Origin of the sequence: Streptomyces sp. 8N114 (assembly GCF_052245835.1) — a bacterium.
In the GTDB taxonomy this organism is placed as follows: domain Bacteria; phylum Actinomycetota; class Actinomycetes; order Streptomycetales; family Streptomycetaceae; genus Streptomyces.
On record NZ_JBQQBT010000003.1, the window covers coordinates 494,477 to 511,957 of the forward strand.

19 protein-coding genes and 2 pseudogenes are annotated in these 17,481 nt (G+C 68.5%); 11 read left to right on the forward strand and 10 right to left on the reverse strand.

The genetic code is table 11. From position 1 onward, the window contains the following. Positions 1–175: 175 nt before the first annotated feature. A complete protein-coding gene (locus tag ACTWQF_RS10540) occupies positions 176–841 on the forward strand; it encodes a recombinase family protein (protein ID WP_443278900.1) in 666 nt (221 codons plus the stop codon). A gap of 685 nt (positions 842–1,526) precedes the next feature. Here ACTWQF_RS10540 and ACTWQF_RS10545 read toward each other — a convergent pair. Both ACTWQF_RS10545 and ACTWQF_RS10550 read right to left on the reverse strand, forming a co-directional pair. Continuing rightward, a complete protein-coding gene (locus ACTWQF_RS10545; RefSeq protein WP_443278901.1) occupies positions 1,527–2,603 on the reverse strand; it encodes a methyltransferase domain-containing protein in 1,077 nt (358 codons plus the stop codon). Positions 2,604–2,910: 307 nt separating this feature from the next. Beyond that, a complete protein-coding gene (locus tag ACTWQF_RS10550) occupies positions 2,911–3,210 on the reverse strand; it encodes a tetratricopeptide repeat protein (RefSeq protein ID WP_443278902.1) in 300 nt (99 codons plus the stop codon). 198 nt (positions 3,211–3,408) lie between these two features. On the opposite strand from ACTWQF_RS10550, the gene ACTWQF_RS10555 reads away from it, so the two are divergent. Next, entirely contained in the window at positions 3,409–3,675 is a 267-nt protein-coding gene (locus ACTWQF_RS10555) for a hypothetical protein (RefSeq protein ID WP_443278964.1), read from the forward strand. Next, complete coding sequence (locus ACTWQF_RS10560) at positions 3,566–4,039, forward strand: hypothetical protein (protein WP_443278903.1); 474 nt, start codon at positions 3,566–3,568, stop codon at positions 4,037–4,039. The genes ACTWQF_RS10555 and ACTWQF_RS10560 overlap by 110 nt, the downstream gene beginning before the upstream one ends. Before the next feature lie 388 nt (positions 4,040–4,427). Here ACTWQF_RS10560 and ACTWQF_RS10565 read toward each other — a convergent pair whose 3' ends face one another. Continuing rightward, a complete protein-coding gene (locus ACTWQF_RS10565; RefSeq protein WP_443278904.1) occupies positions 4,428–5,933 on the reverse strand; it encodes a SulP family inorganic anion transporter in 1,506 nt (501 codons plus the stop codon). A 413-nt stretch (positions 5,934–6,346) separates the two neighbouring features. On the opposite strand from ACTWQF_RS10565, the gene ACTWQF_RS10570 reads away from it, so the two are divergent. Further along, complete coding sequence (locus ACTWQF_RS10570) at positions 6,347–6,757, forward strand: MerR family transcriptional regulator (RefSeq protein ID WP_443278905.1); 411 nt, start codon at positions 6,347–6,349, stop codon at positions 6,755–6,757. Positions 6,758–6,826: 69 nt separating this feature from the next. Next, entirely contained in the window at positions 6,827–7,477 is a 651-nt protein-coding gene (locus ACTWQF_RS10575; protein ID WP_443278906.1) for a VOC family protein, read from the forward strand. A 48-nt stretch (positions 7,478–7,525) separates the two neighbouring features. Here the strand turns inward: ACTWQF_RS10575 and ACTWQF_RS10580 are convergent, their stop codons facing one another. After that, positions 7,526–8,176 (reverse strand): TetR/AcrR family transcriptional regulator, encoded by a 651-nt coding sequence (locus ACTWQF_RS10580; RefSeq protein WP_443278907.1) that lies wholly within the window; start codon positions 8,174–8,176, stop codon positions 7,526–7,528. Positions 8,177–8,264: 88 nt separating this feature from the next. Here ACTWQF_RS10580 and ACTWQF_RS10585 point away from each other — a divergent pair, with 88 nt between their 5' ends. After that, on the forward strand, positions 8,265–9,704 hold the full coding sequence (locus ACTWQF_RS10585) for an MFS transporter (RefSeq protein ID WP_443278908.1): 1,440 nt from the start codon (positions 8,265–8,267) through the stop codon (positions 9,702–9,704). 49 nt (positions 9,705–9,753) lie between these two features. Here the strand turns inward: ACTWQF_RS10585 and ACTWQF_RS10590 are convergent, their stop codons facing one another. Together ACTWQF_RS10590 and ACTWQF_RS10595 are read right to left on the reverse strand one after the other, a co-directional pair. Further along, positions 9,754–11,016 (reverse strand): MFS transporter, encoded by a 1,263-nt coding sequence (locus ACTWQF_RS10590; protein ID WP_443278909.1) that lies wholly within the window; start codon positions 11,014–11,016, stop codon positions 9,754–9,756. Continuing rightward, positions 11,016–11,681, reverse strand: coding sequence for an antibiotic biosynthesis monooxygenase (locus ACTWQF_RS10595; protein WP_443278910.1), 666 nt, complete (start codon positions 11,679–11,681; stop codon positions 11,016–11,018). The genes ACTWQF_RS10590 and ACTWQF_RS10595 overlap by 1 nt, the downstream gene beginning before the upstream one ends. Before the next feature lie 147 nt (positions 11,682–11,828). Here ACTWQF_RS10595 and ACTWQF_RS10600 point away from each other — a divergent pair, with 147 nt between their 5' ends. Next, positions 11,829–12,518: a TetR/AcrR family transcriptional regulator gene (locus ACTWQF_RS10600; protein WP_443278911.1), complete on the forward strand. Its 690-nt coding sequence runs from the start codon at positions 11,829–11,831 to the stop codon at positions 12,516–12,518. Between the two features lie 18 nt (positions 12,519–12,536). On the opposite strand, the gene ACTWQF_RS10605 is transcribed toward ACTWQF_RS10600, so the two are convergent. Continuing rightward, positions 12,537–13,049, reverse strand: coding sequence for a DUF6262 family protein (locus ACTWQF_RS10605; RefSeq protein ID WP_443278912.1), 513 nt, complete (start codon positions 13,047–13,049; stop codon positions 12,537–12,539). Positions 13,050–13,054: 5 nt separating this feature from the next. After that, a complete protein-coding gene (locus ACTWQF_RS10610) occupies positions 13,055–13,225 on the reverse strand; it encodes a hypothetical protein (protein ID WP_443278913.1) in 171 nt (56 codons plus the stop codon). A 3-nt stretch (positions 13,226–13,228) separates the two neighbouring features. Here ACTWQF_RS10610 and ACTWQF_RS10615 point away from each other — a divergent pair, with 3 nt between their 5' ends. Then, complete coding sequence (locus tag ACTWQF_RS10615) at positions 13,229–13,603, forward strand: hypothetical protein (RefSeq protein WP_443278914.1); 375 nt, start codon at positions 13,229–13,231, stop codon at positions 13,601–13,603. A 38-nt stretch (positions 13,604–13,641) separates the two neighbouring features. Here the strand turns inward: ACTWQF_RS10615 and ACTWQF_RS10620 are convergent, their stop codons facing one another. Further along, the gene (locus ACTWQF_RS10620; RefSeq protein ID WP_443278915.1) at positions 13,642–14,007 is read right to left on the reverse strand and encodes a hypothetical protein; all 366 of its coding nucleotides are present in this window, start codon (positions 14,005–14,007) and stop codon (positions 13,642–13,644) included. Between the two features lie 190 nt (positions 14,008–14,197). After that, a complete protein-coding gene (locus tag ACTWQF_RS10625) occupies positions 14,198–14,632 on the reverse strand; it encodes a nuclear transport factor 2 family protein (RefSeq protein ID WP_443278916.1) in 435 nt (144 codons plus the stop codon). Positions 14,633–14,727: 95 nt separating this feature from the next. Here ACTWQF_RS10625 and ACTWQF_RS10630 point away from each other — a divergent pair, with 95 nt between their 5' ends. The 3 genes and pseudogenes from ACTWQF_RS10630 to ACTWQF_RS10640 form a co-directional block, all read left to right on the forward strand. Continuing rightward, complete coding sequence (locus ACTWQF_RS10630) at positions 14,728–15,210, forward strand: MarR family winged helix-turn-helix transcriptional regulator (protein ID WP_443278917.1); 483 nt, start codon at positions 14,728–14,730, stop codon at positions 15,208–15,210. A 242-nt stretch (positions 15,211–15,452) separates the two neighbouring features. Next, positions 15,453–16,290 (forward strand): annotated as a pseudogene (locus tag ACTWQF_RS10635) (isocitrate lyase/PEP mutase family protein). 131 nt (positions 16,291–16,421) lie between these two features. Then, positions 16,422–17,479, forward strand: a pseudogene (locus ACTWQF_RS10640) (IS701 family transposase); the annotation flags it as partial. Positions 17,480–17,481: the final 2 nt, after the last annotated feature.

Genomic DNA, 17,481 nt, shown 5'->3' on the forward strand with positions numbered 1-17,481 from the left:
GCGACGGCTCAGATCCAATGAGATCCGATGGCGGTTGACGACAGGGTTAGATGACACCCGAGGTCCGATGAGGCGGCAGAAGCGGGGGACAGCGTGGCCAACCTGGTCTACAAGCGGGTGTCGACCGACCAGCAGTCGACCGACCGCCAGAACCTCGTCCTGGCCGAGGCCGGGATTGAGGCGAGAAGAGCAGCACCCGGGTACGGGTCGGCCGAAGTTCGAGGAGGCGCTGCGGACCGCGCGGGAGGTCAAGGCGCACGCCCCGCACTGCCGGGTCATCTTCACCGTCTACGAGATGAAGCGGCTCGGCCGCGACGCCGCCGAACTCACCGCGCTCGCCGACCACCTCACCGCCCACGGCCTGGTCCTGGAGATGCTCGCCGGGCCCCTGCCCGGCATCTACGACCCCACCGGCCCCGGCGAGCTGCTGTTCGCGTTCTTCGCCGCGATGGCGGAGACCGAGCGGGAGAACATCCGCGAGTCCACCCTCGAAGGGCTCGACACTGCGGCCCGCAAGGGCAAGCACGGCGGCCGGCCGCCCGTCATCACCGACGACATGCTCCACACCGTGCTGAGGCGCCGGGCGAACGGCGAGTCCGTCGAGCAGATCCAGCCCGACCTGATCATCCCCACCGGCAAGCGCAAGGGACAGAACCCCTCGGTGGCCAGCATCTACCGGGCGCTCGCCGAGCACGCCAAGCGGGAGGCGTATCCCGAAGCTGTCGAAGCCGCCCACGCCGACTTCGCCGCCCTCCAGGTCGGCGAAGTCCCCGGACCCCGCCCGCTATCCCTGACTGAGCGTCACTCTGATTACAGAGAGCTACTTATCACTTCGCCGTAGCTTCGGGAGAACAGGCCTCGTGGTCGGCGGCCGTGTGTTCGGGCATGAGGACGGCGACGGCCGTGCGGATGGCGCCGCGGCTGACCCCGTGTTCGCGGACCAAGGCGGCGATGGACCGGCCCTCCAGGTACGCCGTGCGGACGGCGTCCGAATGCCTCGAGTCCCGACCAGCCTCCAAGCGTCTTCGTGTGGGCTCCGAGTGAACGCCCGTACTGGAGCCCTCCTGACGGTTCGGGGCGGACCCCCGGCGGGTATGCATGCCTGGATACCCGGCGGAAGGGGAGAAGCCTGTGAGCACCGAGGAAGAAGAGATGATGCGGCGCGACGCCGAACGGCGCCAGCAGGAGGAGCAGCAGCAGCGCCAGCAGCAGGACGACTGGAACCGGTGACCCTGATTACCGGCCGGAAGCCGAAACCACCGAAGCCTCCGATGCCGCCGGGGCTGCCCGGCGGCCCAAAACCCCACTGAACGGAGAAGGCCCCCAGACCGGGGCCTTCTGTCACTTCCAGTCAGCGATATCCGTTGTTCCTGCGGCCGTTACTACGCCTACCCCATCAGGGGGTCAAGGCTTTCTACTGACTGTTCCGCCCCTGCCTCATGAGTGCCATCACCCACAGGGATAACCGGGCTCCTTCGAATCCCAGCTTCTGACCGAATAAGCCAGCAGGATCGGTGACACGGTTCTTACCAGCACCCCAGCACCTGACCCCGTTCTCGCGGTAGGCAGGCCGATTGATCGCTCCCATGAACGACTTGGTTGTGGTTATCGATCCACACACGCTGCCCCTCGGCTGTGACCGTGATCCCGGCACGGTCACGCTGGGGTTTCCCGTGCTGGTTCCATGCCCTCCATGCGTGGGTGACTTCGTCCCACAGGCGTCGGGGCCCGTACTGGGCGATGACGTACTCGCTCTGGCCGGGGACGTAGTCGGCGGCTGCCCAGGAGGAGCGGTCGTCCGCCAGCAGCCACCAGGTCACCTCGTCGCTCCCGTCTTCGGCCTCCACCTCCATATGCCAGGCATCCGGCAAAGCGAGGCCGACCCAGAACTGGGCGTCAGCGTCGTGGGCGATCTTCAGCGGGTTGATGGCCGTACGCGTCTCCACCGCTTCGTCCTGGTGGTGAAGGAAGTCACTCAAGTAGCCTCGCGGCGGCCGGCCAGTGCGTGACCGCATGAACGCCGGATAGCCGGAGAACCGGCCGTGCGCTTCCCCGTCGGTGACGGAAAGAGCGACGAACGAGTGCGAGAAGAAGGATCCGCCCCATGGAGCGACGATCCTCCCGCCGGGGGCCTGCTCGACCCAGGCGTAGGGGATCTCCGGCACCGTGTAGGTGGCGATGATCCGGTCGTACGGGGCCCCTTGCGGCCATCCGGCCGCCCCATCGCCGCACATGATGGCAGGGCTGTACCCGGCCGCCTGGACGTTCTTTGCCGCCTGCTCGACCAGAACGGGGTCCACGTCGACAGCGACCACGTTGTCGGAGCCGAGCCGGTGGGCGAGCCAGGCCGTTTGCAGGCCGGTTCCTGCGCCCACATCCAGCACCCGGTGCCCGTCGGCGACCTGGAGCAGGTCAAGCATCTCCAGCATCAGCGAGGGCATCGAGCTGGAGGACGTCGGTAGCCGGAACTCCCCGTCAGTGGTGGGACAGCCGTCGTTGACCTGTGTGGTTAACGGCAGGTCGCCATACACGGCAGTCAGCCAGTCGTCCGGGTCCGCACTACGCGAGATGGTCCTGCGCGGCGTCTCGATCGTGTCAGGCAAGAACAGCTCTCGCCGTACTGCGGCGAGGCTCGGCGCCCAATCCTGAAGGGGCGCACCCTTGTTCTGGAGGATCTCAAGCAACCGCTCTGGCGTTGGCAACGGCCGCCTCTACTTCTGCTCTTCTTTCGGGACTGGTCCGTCCCACTTGCCGTCGGATTCCTTGGGCGACTGCTGCTTGTCCCCGTCGCTGCCGCCCTTGCCGTCGCCGTGGCGCCCCATGCTGTTCCCCTCCCTGCTCAAGATGAACGGTACGTTACTGTGGGTGGGTGATGTGCACCAGAGTGCCACCATCCACTGGTGCGTTCGCTTAGCCCGCTTCAGACGCTGCCACGGCATCCGCGAGACGCTGGCGGATGCGGGCGGCGTCTCGCAGGTCTGCCGCTTCGACGACCTCCAGGGCCCGCGCGTACAGCTCCCGGACTTTCTCGTGCTGGTCCTGGCCTTCGGCGGTCTGGCCGAGCATCTCGAGCACACGCCCGTGCCACTCGTCTGAGCCGACGGCCCGGAACTCCTCCAGGGCCTCGATGAGGAGCTCCTCAGCCCGACGGTGCCAGCCAGCGGCGGCCCAGGCACCGCCGAGCCACGCGGTCGCGCGAGCGGCCTCCAACTGGTCACGGCCCCGGACTCCTACCTCTGTCCCCGGGGGAAAAGTAACCGGCAGGTACCTTTCGGGTAGTCAGATATGCCGTTTCCCTGTTCTCGTCGTCTCGTTGGGCTGTCCGAGTGAAGCCCGAGGCTGACGAGGAAATGGGCGGGTGTGCGGCAGGAGCGGTCGCTGGAAGACGTGGTGGCGTGCTGGACGCTGGTGGACGGCGACTGGGACTTGGTGGCGAACAAGGCGGGGACGACGAGGCTCGGCTTCTGCTTGATGCTGAAATTCTTCGAGATAGAGGGCCGGTTCCCCGATCTTCTGGAGGAGGTTCCGCAGGCCGCGGTGGAGTACGTCGCGGGGGCAGGTGAAGGTGCCGGCGGCCGAGTTCGCGAAGTACGACCTGACCAGTCGTTCCGCGAAGAACCACCGCAAGCAGATCCGGGAGGCGCTGAAGTTCCGTCCCGCGACGCGGGCGGATGAGGACCAGCTGATCGTGTGGCTGGCGGACGAGGTGTGTCCGGTCGAGCTGGTGGAGGACCGGCAGCGCGATGCACTGCTGGTGGAGTGCTGGGCGAGGAAGATCGAGCCGCCGGGCCGCATCGACCGCATCCTCACTGCGGCTCAGTCCCGGGCGGAGAAGGCGTTCTGCACACGGACTATCGAGCGTCTGGGCCAGGTGTGCACGGTTCGGCTGCTGGCGCTGGTGGCCGAGGGCAACGAGGACGGCACCGCGCTGCTGGCCTCGCTCAAGCGGGACCCGGGTGCGGTAGGGCTGGACTCTCTGCTGACGGAGATCACCAAGCTGAACGACGTATCGAGGCCGACGTCAAGCGATGGCACCTGACCCATCAGCACCCCGACCTCAAAGACCTCTTCCAGGCCCAAGCTGTCCAAGCGGAGGCCGAGAGAGCGGCGCATGTCCGCTCCGCAGACGCCTTCGAGGCGCTCAAGAAGAAGCACGCCGATCTTCAGGCGCACTGCCGGTTCCTGGAAGCACGGCTCCAGATCTACGCAACCGCTCTCAACCTGGTCTCCCTTGAGAACGCCGCTCTGTCCGGACGAGACGCAGAAGCGGCGAACCTTCGGACTCTGCCCCGGCAGCCGCCGCGCCTGCCCTGACAAAGCCCGGCTGGTATTGGAGCGTTCTGCGTGCGCGAACTCGGCAGCAGACATAGCGAGGGCCGCCCGGACCCTGTTGGGTCCGGGCGGCCCTCGTAGGCGGGATGGATCGGTCAGTGGCTCCCGGCGAGTTCGCCGCTGAGCTTCTCGTGGATCTGGGCGCTCGGCTTGTTCAGGCCGATGATCTCGACCGTCTTGCCGCGCTGGGCGTACTTCGTCTCGATCGCGTCGAGAGCGGCGACCGAGGAGGCGTCCCAGATGTGCGCGGCGGTCAGGTCGATGACGACCTTGTCCGGGTCGGTCGCGTAGTTGAACTGGCCGACGAGGTCGTTGGAGGAGGCGAAGAACAGCTCGCCGGTCACGGTGTAGACCACGCTGCTCCCGTCGGGGTCGGTGACCGCGGTGACGTTGGCCAGATGGGCGACGCGCTTGGCGAAGATGACCATGGCGGTGACGGACCCGACGACGACGCCGATGGCGAGGTTGTCGGTGGCGACCACGCAGATCACGGTGATGACCATGACGGCGACCTCGCCGACGGGCATCCGCTTCAGCGTCTTCGGGGCGATGGAGTGCCAGTCGAAGGTCGCGAAGGACACCATCACCATCACCGCGACCAGCGCGGCCATGGGGATGTCGGAGACGACCGGCCCGAAGACGATGCACAGCACCATCAGGAACGAGCCCGCCAGGAACGTGGACAGGCGGGTACGGGCGCCGGACACCTTCACGTTGATCATCGTCTGGCCGATCATGGCGCAGCCGCCCATGCCGCCGAAAAAGCCGGTGACGATGTTGGCGATGCCCTGGCCAATGGACTCGCGGGTCTTGCTGGAGTGGGTGTCGGTGATGTCGTCGACCAGCTTGGCCGTCATCAGTGACTCCATCAGGCCGACCAGCGCCATGGCGAGCGCGTAGGGGGCGATGGTGGTCAGCGTGTCCATGGTGAACGGCACGTCGGGCAGGCCGGGCACGGGCAGCGAGGAGGGCGGCTCGCCCTTGTCGCCGACGGTCGGCACCGCGATCCCGGCGGCGACCGTGATCACGGTGAGGATGACGATGGAAACGAGCGGGGCCGGGATCACGGTGGTGACCTTCGGGAAGAACACCATGAGCGCCAGCCCGGCGGCGATGAGCGGGTAGACGGGCCAGGACACGTCGTGCATCTCGGGCACCTGGGCGATGAAGATCAGGATGGCGAGGGCGTTGACGAAGCCCACCATCACGCTGCGCGGCACGAACCGCATCAGCTTCGCGACGCCGAGCGCGCCGAGAATGATCTGGAAGACGCCAGCCAGGATGACCGCGGCGATCAAGTAGCCCAGGCCGTGTTCGCGGTTGAGCGGGGCGATGACCAGGGCAATGGCGCCGGTGGCGGCGGAGATCATCGCGCGGCGCCCGCCGACGATGGAAATGGTCACAGCCATCGTGAAGGACGCGAACAAGCCGATGGCGGGGTCGACTCCCGCGATGATCGAGAACGAGATTGCCTCGGGGATCAGCGCGAGGGCGACGACGAGGCCGGCCAAGACCTCGGTGCGCCAGACCTTCGGGTCGTTCAACCAGTCGGGCTTGAGGCCACGCAGCCGCGCGGCCGGGGACAGTGCAGACGTAGACAAGAACAGATACCTGTCGTGCTCGGGCACGCCCGGCCGTGGTGCGGGGCGTGCGGGAAGGCGCCGGAGGGCCGGGCGGCCGTCCGCGGAACCCGCGTACGGCGGGCTGAAGTTCAGAACGCAGCAGCGGGTACGAGCGAAGGCTCCGGGCGCTGCTTCAGGGGCGAAGGTTCACGGCGGGCAGGCGGCGGCGCTGGGCATCTGGGGCATGCGCACGCTCTCTCCTGCAGGCATCGGTCTTCGCCGGGGGCATCGTCGGCCCCGACACGGCTGACGGTCACGGGAACGATCCCGCACCATGGGAGCGGGGACGGCTTGGAGCCGACCCCGACGATCACTTACTCTACCCTAACGTTACGGTAGAGATCGACGTCGGCCGCCTGTGGCCTTGGTGACAGATGAGGAAGGGCGCCCGCGTGAGCAGCGAGCACATGCAGATCGGCGAGGTCGCCGCACGGACCGAGCTGTCGCTGCGCACCATCCGGCACTACGAGGAGACCGGCCTGGTCATCCCCTCCGCCCGCTCCCAGGGCGGCTTCCGCCTCTACACCGAGGCCAGCGTGGCCCGCCTGATGGTCATCCGCCGTATGAAGCCGCTCGGCTTCACTCTCGACGAGATGCGGGATCTGCTGGAGGTCACCGACCGCCTCGACTCCGGCGAGGAGCTGGCGGCGGACGAGCGGGAGACCCTGCTGGAGCGCGTCCGCGGATACGAGCAGGGCGCCGCCGAGCAGGTAGAGAAGCTCCGCACCCAGCTGGCGCGGGCTGAGGAATTCGCCGCCACTCTGCGCGAGCGCCTGACACGGGACCAGGCCGCCGCAATTTAGGAAGCCTTTTGGTCACCCGATACCCCGGCATCCGGAGGACAAGGAGCCACCGTGAACAGGTTCTGCTGGATGGACCTCAAAACCCGCGACCTGCCCGGCACTCCGGCGTTCTTCTCGACGGCGCTGGGCTGGCGCTTCGCGGTGGATGAGAACGACTGGCGCAAGGCCACCAAATTCGCCGCCAACGGTTACCAGATCGGCAGCGTGAGCGACCTCGCGAATCCGGTCTACCCGCCGGGTACTCCCGCGCACATCGCCTACTACCTGGGGGTCGACGACGTTGACCGACGCACCGAAGCGGCGATAGCTCACGGCGCGCGCCTCGTGCTCCCTCCCTTCGAGGCAGGTGACCAGGGCCGCATGGCGACGTTGATCGATCCGGTCGGCGCGGCCTTCTCCCTGTGGCAGCCTCACCGGTTCAGCGGCTGGGAGTTCCCGTTGCATACCGCGTACGCCCCGCACCGCATGGTCCTGGCCTGCAACGAACCAGACCAGGCCCGGCACTTCTACCGCAAGATGGCCAGCGCTCCGCTCGCCGACGCCGACTTCATCACAGCACGCGAGCCCCTCTCTTCCGCCCCTCAGTGGGAACTCGCCATCGGGGTCGATGACTTGGAAGGCGTCGCTGCTCGCGTAGGTGGTCACGGTCAAGGCGCCGTCGCCCGGCCTGGTCTGAACGACGGCCCTTCTCTGCGGTTGAGCAGCCCAGAGGGGCTGTGACCTTCCAAGTTCGATCGCTCGGCCCATGACCGGCAACCACACGAGCAGTTATCCAGCATGCTCTGCTGCTGCATCCGGGCTTGCTCCGGGGCGGACAGGGGGCTGGAAGAGCCGGTCGAGGTGGGCTCGCAGGATGCCCATGGCCGCGTCCGCACTGCGCTGGCCGACCAGGACGCTGGTGCCCAGGCCGTGACTGAGGGACAGCAGGTGAGCGGCCTCGGCCGCCGAATCCCGCCGTAGGTCGAAGGTGCCCTCCTGCTGGGCCTGCTCCAGTACAGCGGTCAGCTGCCTCTCCAGGCGGTCGGGCCCTTCGACGAAGGGCTGCGCGGCCAGTTCGGGGTCGGTCATCGCCAGCACCGCGTACGAGGTCCACACCAGATGGAAGGCCCGGCTGGCCTCGTCGCTGGGCAGCGCCTCGGCGAGGAACGCCTCGATGAAGGCGTGCGCGGTCATTGGGTGCGGCAGGCTGGCCAGCCGGGCCGACCACCGCTGGTGGCTCTGTTGCTCCAGGCGCTCCAGGGCGGCGTGCAGCAGGTGGGCCTTCGTCTCGAAGTAGTACTGCACCAGGTTCAGTGACATGCCCGCCTCGGCGGCGACCGCGCGCATGGTCACCGCGTGCAGGCCCTCGGCCGCTGCCACGCGCACCAGGGCATCAATGACGTGCGCCTGGCGCTGGGCGTGGTCCACCCGTTTCGGCACCCCGGCCCCTTTCCTTGCTTCGGCAACCGGGTTTTATAGTACCGCTGTACGATGAAAATCAGGGGCGGGCGACGACGGGTGAGGGCCGATGGGTTTTCGCGAGGCGCACGGCGCCACCAGCCAACTGGGCACGGAGCCGACCCTTGAGGGACCGGGGCTGCGGGCGGCGGTGCTGTGGCTGGCGTGCATGGCGCAGTTCATGGTGGTGCTCGACGTGTCGGTGGTGAATGTGGCCCTGCCCTCGATGCAGTTCGCCCTGGACTTCGACGCCGCGGACTTGCAGTGGGTGGTCGGTGGCTATGCGCTGGTCTTCGCCGGTTTCCTGCTGCTCGGGGGTCGACTCGCCGACGTGTACGGCCGCCGTCGGGTCTTCCTGTGGGGCCTGGCCTTGTTCGCCGCCTCAAGCCTGGTGGGCGGGCTCGCCACCTCGCCGGGCGTGCTGATCGCGATGCGGGCCGTGCAGGGGCTGGGGGCCGCCGTGCTGGCCCCGGCCACGCTGACGATCCTGACCACCACGTTCGCCGAAGGACCGGCCCGTGTTAGGGCGTTGGCGATCTGGACCGCGGTCAGCTCGGCTGGCGGAGCGACGGGGAATCTGATCGGCGGGGTGCTCACCCAGTCCCTGTCCTGGCGGTGGATCCTGCTGATCAACGTTCCCATCGGTGCTGTGGCCGTGCTCGCCGCTCTGCGGCTGTTGCCCGCCGACCGTTTTCGTATGCAGGGCCGCAAGCTCGACGTGCCGGGCGCTGTGCTTGCCACGCTCGGTGTCACCGCCCTCGTCTACGGCGTCACCCAGGCCCAGGCGCACGGCTGGAGTGGGCCAGCGACCCTGGCGAGCCTCACCGTCGGTGTGCTGGCGTTGGCCGCGTTCGTGTGGGCCGAGATGCGGGCGACGGCTCCGCTCATGCCGCCCCGACTGGTGCGCCTGCGGCCCGTCTGGGCGGGCAATACGGCGATGCTGCTGGCCGGGGCCTGCTTCATCCCCATGTGGTACTTCCTCTCGCTCTACATGCAGGACGTCCTGCACTACGGGGCGCTGGCCACCGGTGTCGGGTTCCTGCCGCACACCCTGGTCGGGATCGCCGCCGCCCGCCTGGCCCCCGCCGTCATGCACCGCACCGGCCCCCGGACACTGATCGTGCTGGCCGCGCTGATCGCCGCGGTGGGCTTCGTGTGGCAGAGCCGGATCGAGGTGGACAGCAACTACCTGGACGGGCTGCTGGGACCCGCGATCGTGATGTCCGCCGGGATGGGCCTGCTGATCACCCCGATCACCACCACCGTCACCTTCGGCATCGCCGAGCAGGACGCCGGCGCGGCCTCGGGATCAATGAACGCCGCCCGGCAGATCGGCGGTGCCGTCGGTCTGGCCGCTCTGGTCACCCTCGCCGCAGCCACCGCAGGCACGGCTGCCTCCTACCGGACGGTGTTTGTGGCCATCGCGGCCGTGTGCACGACAGTTGCCGCCCTCGCCTTCGCGCTGCCCGCCCCACACCGGCCAGAAGCCGCGGGGGCACCGGACCAGTAAGCCCGGGGCACCGCCCGCTCCCCCAGACCACCGCTCCCACCAGGAACGGTCAAGGCTGTTCGCCGACCGGGGCCTCGCGTGGATCCCTCTCACCGGCCACTACGTCGTCGCTCGGCGGAGCGGGTTCCTGAAGGCGGAACAACGCAACCAGGACGCCCGCGGTGCCTGCGGCGGCGACCAGGGCACCGGTGGCGATCGAGGTGGCGTCGATCAACGGACCGAACACCAGAGGCGAGCCGAACTGCCCGCCGAACAGGGCCGTGGCCTGCAACGAGGTCGCGGTGCCGCGCTGGTCGGCCGGGGTCGCACGGTCGACCAGGACGGTCAGGGTGGGCATCATGATGCCGCTGCCGACGCCGGTCAGCACCGGCACGAGCAGCAAAGGCCCCCAGTGTCCGGCGACGGCGAACAGCAGCAGCCCTGCTGTCCAGGCACCGACCGCGCACCGCATCAACACCGCATAGCCGAAGCGGGCGGTGAGCTTGGCGTAGGTCAGGCCGATCAGGCTCGCGGCGCCGGAGGACAGCACGATGCCGTACAGCGCAACCACCAGCGTGTCGTGAATGCCCAGTTGGTCCAGGCGGCGAGGCAGGGAGACCGCCAGCACCATCATCAGTCCGGTGCTGGCCACCCACAGCCCGCACAGCCCCAGCACCAACGGGTGCCCGCGCAGTAGCCGGACAGCCCCGCCCCGCTCCTTCTTCGGCTTCGCGCCGGTCCCGCTTGCCGGGGCCGTCTTGGGCAGCGCGACGAGGGTGGCGATGCTCAAGGGAAGCCCGATGAGGTAGATGGCGAACGGGGCGTGCCAGGAGTGGTTGCCCAACGCGCCGGCCGCTATGGGGTAGGCAAAGCCGCCCGCTGTGGTGGCGGCGGTGCGCCAGCCCATCACCTTGTCACGCATCTCGCCCCGGTACAGGCTCAGCAGGGCGGCGGTGGAGCAGGTGAACACCGCCGCCGTACCCACACCCAGAACCAAGCGGGAGGCGAACAGCACCGGGTAGGAGTCGATGACCAGACCCGCGCCACCGCCCAGCCCGTACACCACCAGCCCCGCGGCGAGCGGGAGTCGGACCCCGAAGCGGTCGGTGGCCCGCCCGACCAATGGACTGACCATGGCGATGGCCAGACTGTGGGAAGTCAGGACCAGCCCGGCCTCGGTGCCGCCCACATCGAGGGCCTGGCGGATCACCTCTATGACCGGGGCGATGGTGGCGCCGCCCATCACCCCCAGCGTGGAGGCAAGCAGCAGCACCGTCAGCGAGCCCCGCCCCGCACCCGGGATGCCCTTCGATGTCGCGGCATCAGCGGACATCACGGCGCCGTGGTCAGGGCGGTGTGCAGGTGCCAGCGGCGGTATCCGCACGGCCGCACACCCTCGATCTCCCCGGTGATGCGGCTCCGGATGCGCTGCGGGTCGTCGGCGGTGACGGCGTCGATATGGGCCTGCTCATCCGTCCACTCCGCATAGTTGAAGACCCGGGTGCCATCGGCGCTGGTGTGGAAGTGCGCGGCGATCGCACCAGGCATCGCCGGCACATCCTTGGTCATCGTGAACACCTCGTCGATGAAGTGTCGCTGCCGCTCCGGCCCGTCCGCATCGAACACCGGGGTGACCACACACCCCGACTCAGCCTGCCCGGCCACGCTCACATGGGAGCGGTGCAGGCGGTAGCGGACCGGCGCGGACGGCTCGGTGCCCACGATCCCCGGCACGTATGGTGTCGGGGAGGCCAGCGCCGCATCGAGGGACGCATCGTCGGCCCACGGTTCGTACGCCATCAACCCCTGCCCGTCGGTGCTGGCGAATAACGACCAGCTCAATAGCCCACCCGGCCAGGGCTGCTGCTCCCGGCCGTCAGCCGCTGCCCCGGCCAGGGCCTGCTGGCGCGCGGCGTCGCCTGCGTGCCGCACGGTGATCACCACCGTGCGCGCGTCGGCGCGGGTGATCTCGGGCGGAGTTCCGGTACGGCGTATCACGACAGCTCTCCCCACACGTCGAACGGGCGGGCAGGGCGAAGCCTGGCCCACACTCAAGAAAGTGAGACTGAGTCTAAGCCTGTCATGAGTGCCGAAATGACTCCAGTGCCATTCAGGTCCGGGGTCCCACATCGGTAATCTGGCTTCGTGGCCACCGACACCCCCGCCCCCGACGACGACAGCGCCTTGCCGTTGCGTGAACGCAAGAAGCAGCGCACCCGCCGCGCGCTCGCCGACATCGCGTTGGCCTTGTTCAGCGAGCGCGGCTTCGACCGCGTCACCCTCGAAGAACTCACCGCCCACGCCGAGATCGGCCGCAGCACCTTCTTCCGCTACTACGGCACCAAGGAAGACGTCGCCATGGCCGCCGAGGGCGAGCTCTGGGACGCCTACACCACCCACTTCGAAGCGCACATCGCCCCCGGTCCCGCACTCGACGCGCTGCGCACCTCGCTGACCGCGGCCATCCTGTCCATGCCCGAGGACTGGGACCAACGCTTCCTGCGCACCCGCCGCCTCGCCGCTGGCACCCCCGTCCTGCACGATCACAGCCTCGTGTCCTCCATGAAGGTCCAGCAGCGCCTGGTGGAGATACTCGAAGAACGCCTCGGCAGCGACAGCCGCGAGGACGTACGGCTGCGTCTCCTCGGCGAATTCGCCCTCAGTGCTTGGCGCTGCGGCGCCCGCAACTGGGTCGCCGGCCGCGGCCCCGACGGATACGACAAGCGCCGTGGCCACGGCGGCACCAAGACCCTGGCCCGCCGCGTCGAAGAAGCCTTCGATGCCATCCCGGCGAGCCTTGCATTGGATCTGCACTCCGCCCCAGTGCCGCAGTAACGGTGACCCATCAGGTAGTCATCCGCGCTGGTTCAGGGCCCGGGTCAGCTCACGGTTCGCGCTGCGGGCTGCTTCCAGGTCCGCCTGGCATTCCTCTAGGCGCCCGGCTAGGTCGACTTTGTCCTGTTCCAGCCGCGTGATGCGGCGCTGTAGTTCCTCGATGTCGGCCGTAGCGCCTAGACCGGACTCCCGCCAGACCTGTTCCCCCAGCGTCTCGGATATGCGCTTCTCCAACTGCTGGATGCGGGTGGCGAGCCGGGTATTGCGGGCCTGGGCATTGGCCAGGTCGGCTTGGAGGGAGGCGCGGCTGACCGGAGTGGCGCCCGCCGGGTCCTGCGCGGCGGGCTTGAACTCGGCGGCGTGGACCAGGGCTAGCAGGTCCCGGTGGCGGTAGAGGAAGGTGCGGTCGACCCCGGCCTGCCGGGCGATGCCGGAGACGCTGATGGGCGTGCCGTTCTGGGCCGCTGCCTTGAGCGCGTTGGTCACTCGCTGGCGTCGGCGGTCGGTGCCGTCCTGGCGGCCGCGGCGCATCGTGGTCAGGTGAACCTCTGGGCGCGGACGTCGGGAAGGGGCTGGCCGATACGGGGCATGCCGAGTAGCACGGTCCGGCTGCGGCGGACCACGGCGACGGTTTCCTCGATCTGCGCCTGTTCTTCGACGCTCAGGTCGCCGAGGTCGGCCTTGACCCGGGCGATCAGACGTCGCACTCGGTGGATTTCCTCATCCGAGGGCCTGGCCTCGCTGCGTGCCCAGTCGTCTGCCTCGAAGGCGGACCTCAGCCGTTCACGACTGCGGAGCAGGTCGGCAAGATGGGCTTCGAGGTCGGGGAGATAAGAGACGTCGGTGCTGAAGTGCTCGCAGCCCAGGCAGCGGAATCGGAGCGGGCAGGAGTGGCCGCTGGCGGCCACGTTGGACGGTTCGCGGCAGACGCCGTAAGCGGTGGCGACCTCGCCGATCGCGCGGCGGACGTGTTCGGAATCCAGCAGGCTCTTCGCAGTACGCCAGACCCGCTGCCCGTGCCGGTCGAACTGGAGAGCCGTGACGCGGTCGACAGCTTCGCGGCGCCGTTCGGCGCTGACACGTAATGGTGGAGTCGGTATTGGAACTCTCGGAATGAGTAGGGCTATTCGTCGAGGTACTGGTGTCTGATGTCGGCCGGTGTGATGAAGAGTTGACCGTCGCGGACCTGCCAGTCGGTCGTCCCCTCGACTTCGTGGCTGGCAAGGAACAGACCCTGGACAAGGTCTCCGTCATCGTCGGAAGGGGGGATCCGAGCGATCTTTCTGATCTGGTCGGTGAACCAGTCCAGGGCCGACTCACGGATGTCGGCGCCGTAGAAGATGTAGTGGGTCCAGTTGACGTGCTGGCGGGGTGAGCCCCATCCGTTGGCGTAGTGGTTGTCTTCGTGTGAGGAGATGATCTGTTGGATGGCGGCGAGTTGTGTCTCGTCGCACTCCAGCCACCCTCTGATCGACACGTAAGTGCCCATTGGCGTGTCCTCTCTCATCCTCAGTTCTGACGTGACAGCCTTCGGCTGACGTCGGCGGCGTAGGTGCCCCAGTCCCCGGCGGCGGCTCGCTGCCATTTGACGGCGACAGTGATGTCTGGCCGTCCGCTACGAAGCGACCGTCCAACTCGCCTTGATACGGCAGTCGCTGTGACCCCGTTGCAGTCTCACCCTAAAGGGCCCGGTCGAGGGCCTCAGTCAGTGCGACCGGGGTGATTTCGAGGCGGTCGAAGCGCCAGCCGTCCTCGGAGCGGCGCGCTCCGTAGTGGTGGATCGCGGCCGCGATCGCCTCCGTCTTGTCGTCGATGACGAAGACGGCGATGTCGTGGGCCCGCACCGTGGCTGATTCGCCGTCGATCTCGATGACGAGATTTGACTTGTTGTGCAGGGTGCGGGCGTAGTCGTCATGGCGCGCGCGAACGAGCTCGATGAGCGCCTCGATGCCGCGGGCCTCCCCGCGCAGGGACTTGACGACGACGTCCGGGGTGAAGAGCCGGCCGGTCTCGTCATAGCGGCCCTCGTCGATCCACAGGCTGTGGCGGGCGACCAGGTCGGCCAGTTCGATGCGGTCAGCAAGCTCGCGGATCAGGGTTTCGGTGCTGGTCATGACGCTCCCCTTCAAACAGTTAGGATCACTAACGTTCGCCTCGCTAACGAATCTATTTCGTTAGTGCCTCTAACGCAAGCGGGTAGAGTGTCAGCATGGAGACCGGCGACGAGCTGCGATTCGACCGCGGCAACGAGACCCCGGAACGGCTCAAGGGCCAGCTCTCGCGACTCCTCGGGATGACGGCTGCCCAGACACGGCGCGTCGCGGGCGACGCACTCCAGGCGGTGGGCGCCCACAAGGACCACTTCGTGGTGCTCGCCACCCTCGCCGAGTTCGGCCCCGCGAGCCAGGCGGCCCTGTCCGGCCGCACCCGCATCTACAAGAGCGATCTCGTTTCAGTTCTCAACGACCTCGCGGACGGCGATTGGGTCCGTCGCGCCCCCGACCCGGCCGACAAGCGCCGCAACGTCATCACCATCACCGACGACGGCGAGCGCCGCCTCGACGAGCTCAGCCGTGTACTCGACGGCGTCAATGAACACATCATGGCGCCGCTCGGCCGCGACGAGCGCGCGCAGCTGTTCGCCCTGCTTGGCCGCATCAACGCGCACCTCGACGACGGGCCGGACCACTAACCGAAAACTTCCGCATTCTCAAACACGGCCTAGTACTCCAGTCTGGTTTCGCGATCTTGCGTTAGTACTGCAACCGCATCTGGGGGGGCGCTTGGGTGCGGCTGTCTTTGATGTGACTGCGTGCCGAAGGGGCGACGGTTGAGCAGGTCGAGTTGTGATCGGAACCAACGGGCGGCCGAGCCGCACGTTCCCGTCGGATTCCTGCCAGCCATCGCCCGGAGCCGACTGGTTGAGTGATCCGCATGACGCCGAACCACATCGTCCATGACCAGGCCCTCGCCTTCCGTTCCCGCCACGTCCCCGGGCGTCCGCTCGTCCTGCCGAACGCTTGGGACGCCACGAGCGCCCGCATCGTCGAGGATGCGGGTGCCGCCGCGGTGGCGACCACGAGCGCGGGGCTGGCCTGGGCCCTGGGAGCAGCGGACGGCGACCGGCTGGACCGCGACCGGGCCCTTGGCGCCGTTGCACGCATCGCCGAGGCGGTCCGGGTGCCGGTGACCGCCGACATCGAGAGCGGCTACGCGCGGGACCCGGTTGGCGTCGGCGACACGATCCACGCGGTGATCGCGGCAGGCGCGGTCGGCGTGAACATCGAGGACGCGCTGTACGGAAGTGGCGAGGGCCCGCTGCGGCCGATCGCCGAACAGGCCGAGCGCCTCGCCGCCGCCCGCGAGGCCGCCGACGAGGCGGGGGTGTCGCTGTTCGTGAACGCCCGGATCGACACCTTCCTCAGGGGCGCCGGGGAAGTGGACCTCACCCTGGACCGGGCAGCCGCCTTCCTCGCCGCGGGCGCTGACGGGATTTTCGTCCCCGGGGTTGTCGACCCGGTGACCGTGAAGGCGCTCGTCGAGGGCATCGACGCTCCGCTCAACGTGATGGCGGGCCCCGGGGCACCGCCCGTCGCCGAGTTGGCCGCGCTCGGCGTCGCGCGCGTGAGTATCGGGTCGAGCATTGCCCAAGCCGCGCATGCCGTGGTCCGCCGCGCCGCGCGGGAGCTGCTGGGCCGGGGGGACCTACGAGTCGCTGGCTGGAGGGCTCGACTACGGCGAGCTCAACGCGTTGCTGGGAAGCGGGCGTTAGTTAGGCCCGGCTGGGAACGGGTACGGCCACCGCGTGATCATCGGGGGTTGTGTGGACTCCTGAAGACCGTTGCGGTGGCCACAGGCCATAGCGTAGACCCTGCCCGCTGGCGGGCGATGTTCGACCAGGCCATGGCCCGAATCGCGGGGCGGTTCAAGCGAGTTGAGCCTCGGGCCTCAGCCCGCGCCTACCTACTCGGGCTGCTGTCGAAGGCGGAGCGGAAGAACTGCTGGCAGCTGGCCGAACAGGCCGGCCACACCCGGCCGGGACCGATGCAGCGCCTGCTGCGCTACGCCCGCTGGGACGCCGATGCGGTCCGCGACGACCTGCGTGCCTACGCCGCCGACCACCTCGGCATGGACAACGCGGTGCTGATCGTGGACGAGACCGGCTTTGTGAAGAAGGGCCGCTCCTCGGCCGGGGTGCAGCGGCAGTACACCGGCACCGCGGGACGTATCGAGAACTCCCAGGTCGGCGTGTTCCTCGCCCTGGCCACCAGCCGGGGACGGGCCCTGATCGACCGACGGCTCTACCTCCCAGAACACTCCTGGTGCAACGATCCCGAACGCCGCAACGCGGCCGGGATACCCCAGACGGTGCGGTTCACGACCAAGCCCCGCCTGGCCGAGAAGATGATCGCCGCCGCGCTGGACGCCGGCATCAGCGCGTCCTGGGTGACCGGCGACGAAGCCTACGGCCAGGACCCGCACCTGCGCACCGCTTTGGAGACACGCGGCATCGGCTACGTCATACAGCCGCCTGTTCCACCCGGGTCCGGATCAACCAGGGCCGCACCTCCGCCCGCGCCGATGTCCGTGCAAGCCGTCTGCCCGCCACCGCCTGGCAGCGGCACAGCGCCGGGACCGGTGCGAAGGGCCCGCGCTACTACGACTGGGCCTGGATCCACATCGGCACCGGCCGCCACCGCCACCTGCTCATCCGCCGCAACCGGACCACCGGTGAAGTCGCCTTCTATCTGTGCTGGTCACCCACCGAGGTCACGCTGGCGGAACTGGTCCGCGTGGCCGGTACCCGCTGGAGCGTCGAGGAGTGCTTCCAGGCCGCCAAGAGCCAGGTCGGACTCGACCACTACCAGGTCCGCAACTGGACCTCATGGCACCGGCACATCACCCTCGCCATGCTCGCCCTGGCCTTCCTGACCGCCCTCGCCGCCAGCACAGCCCCGGGTCG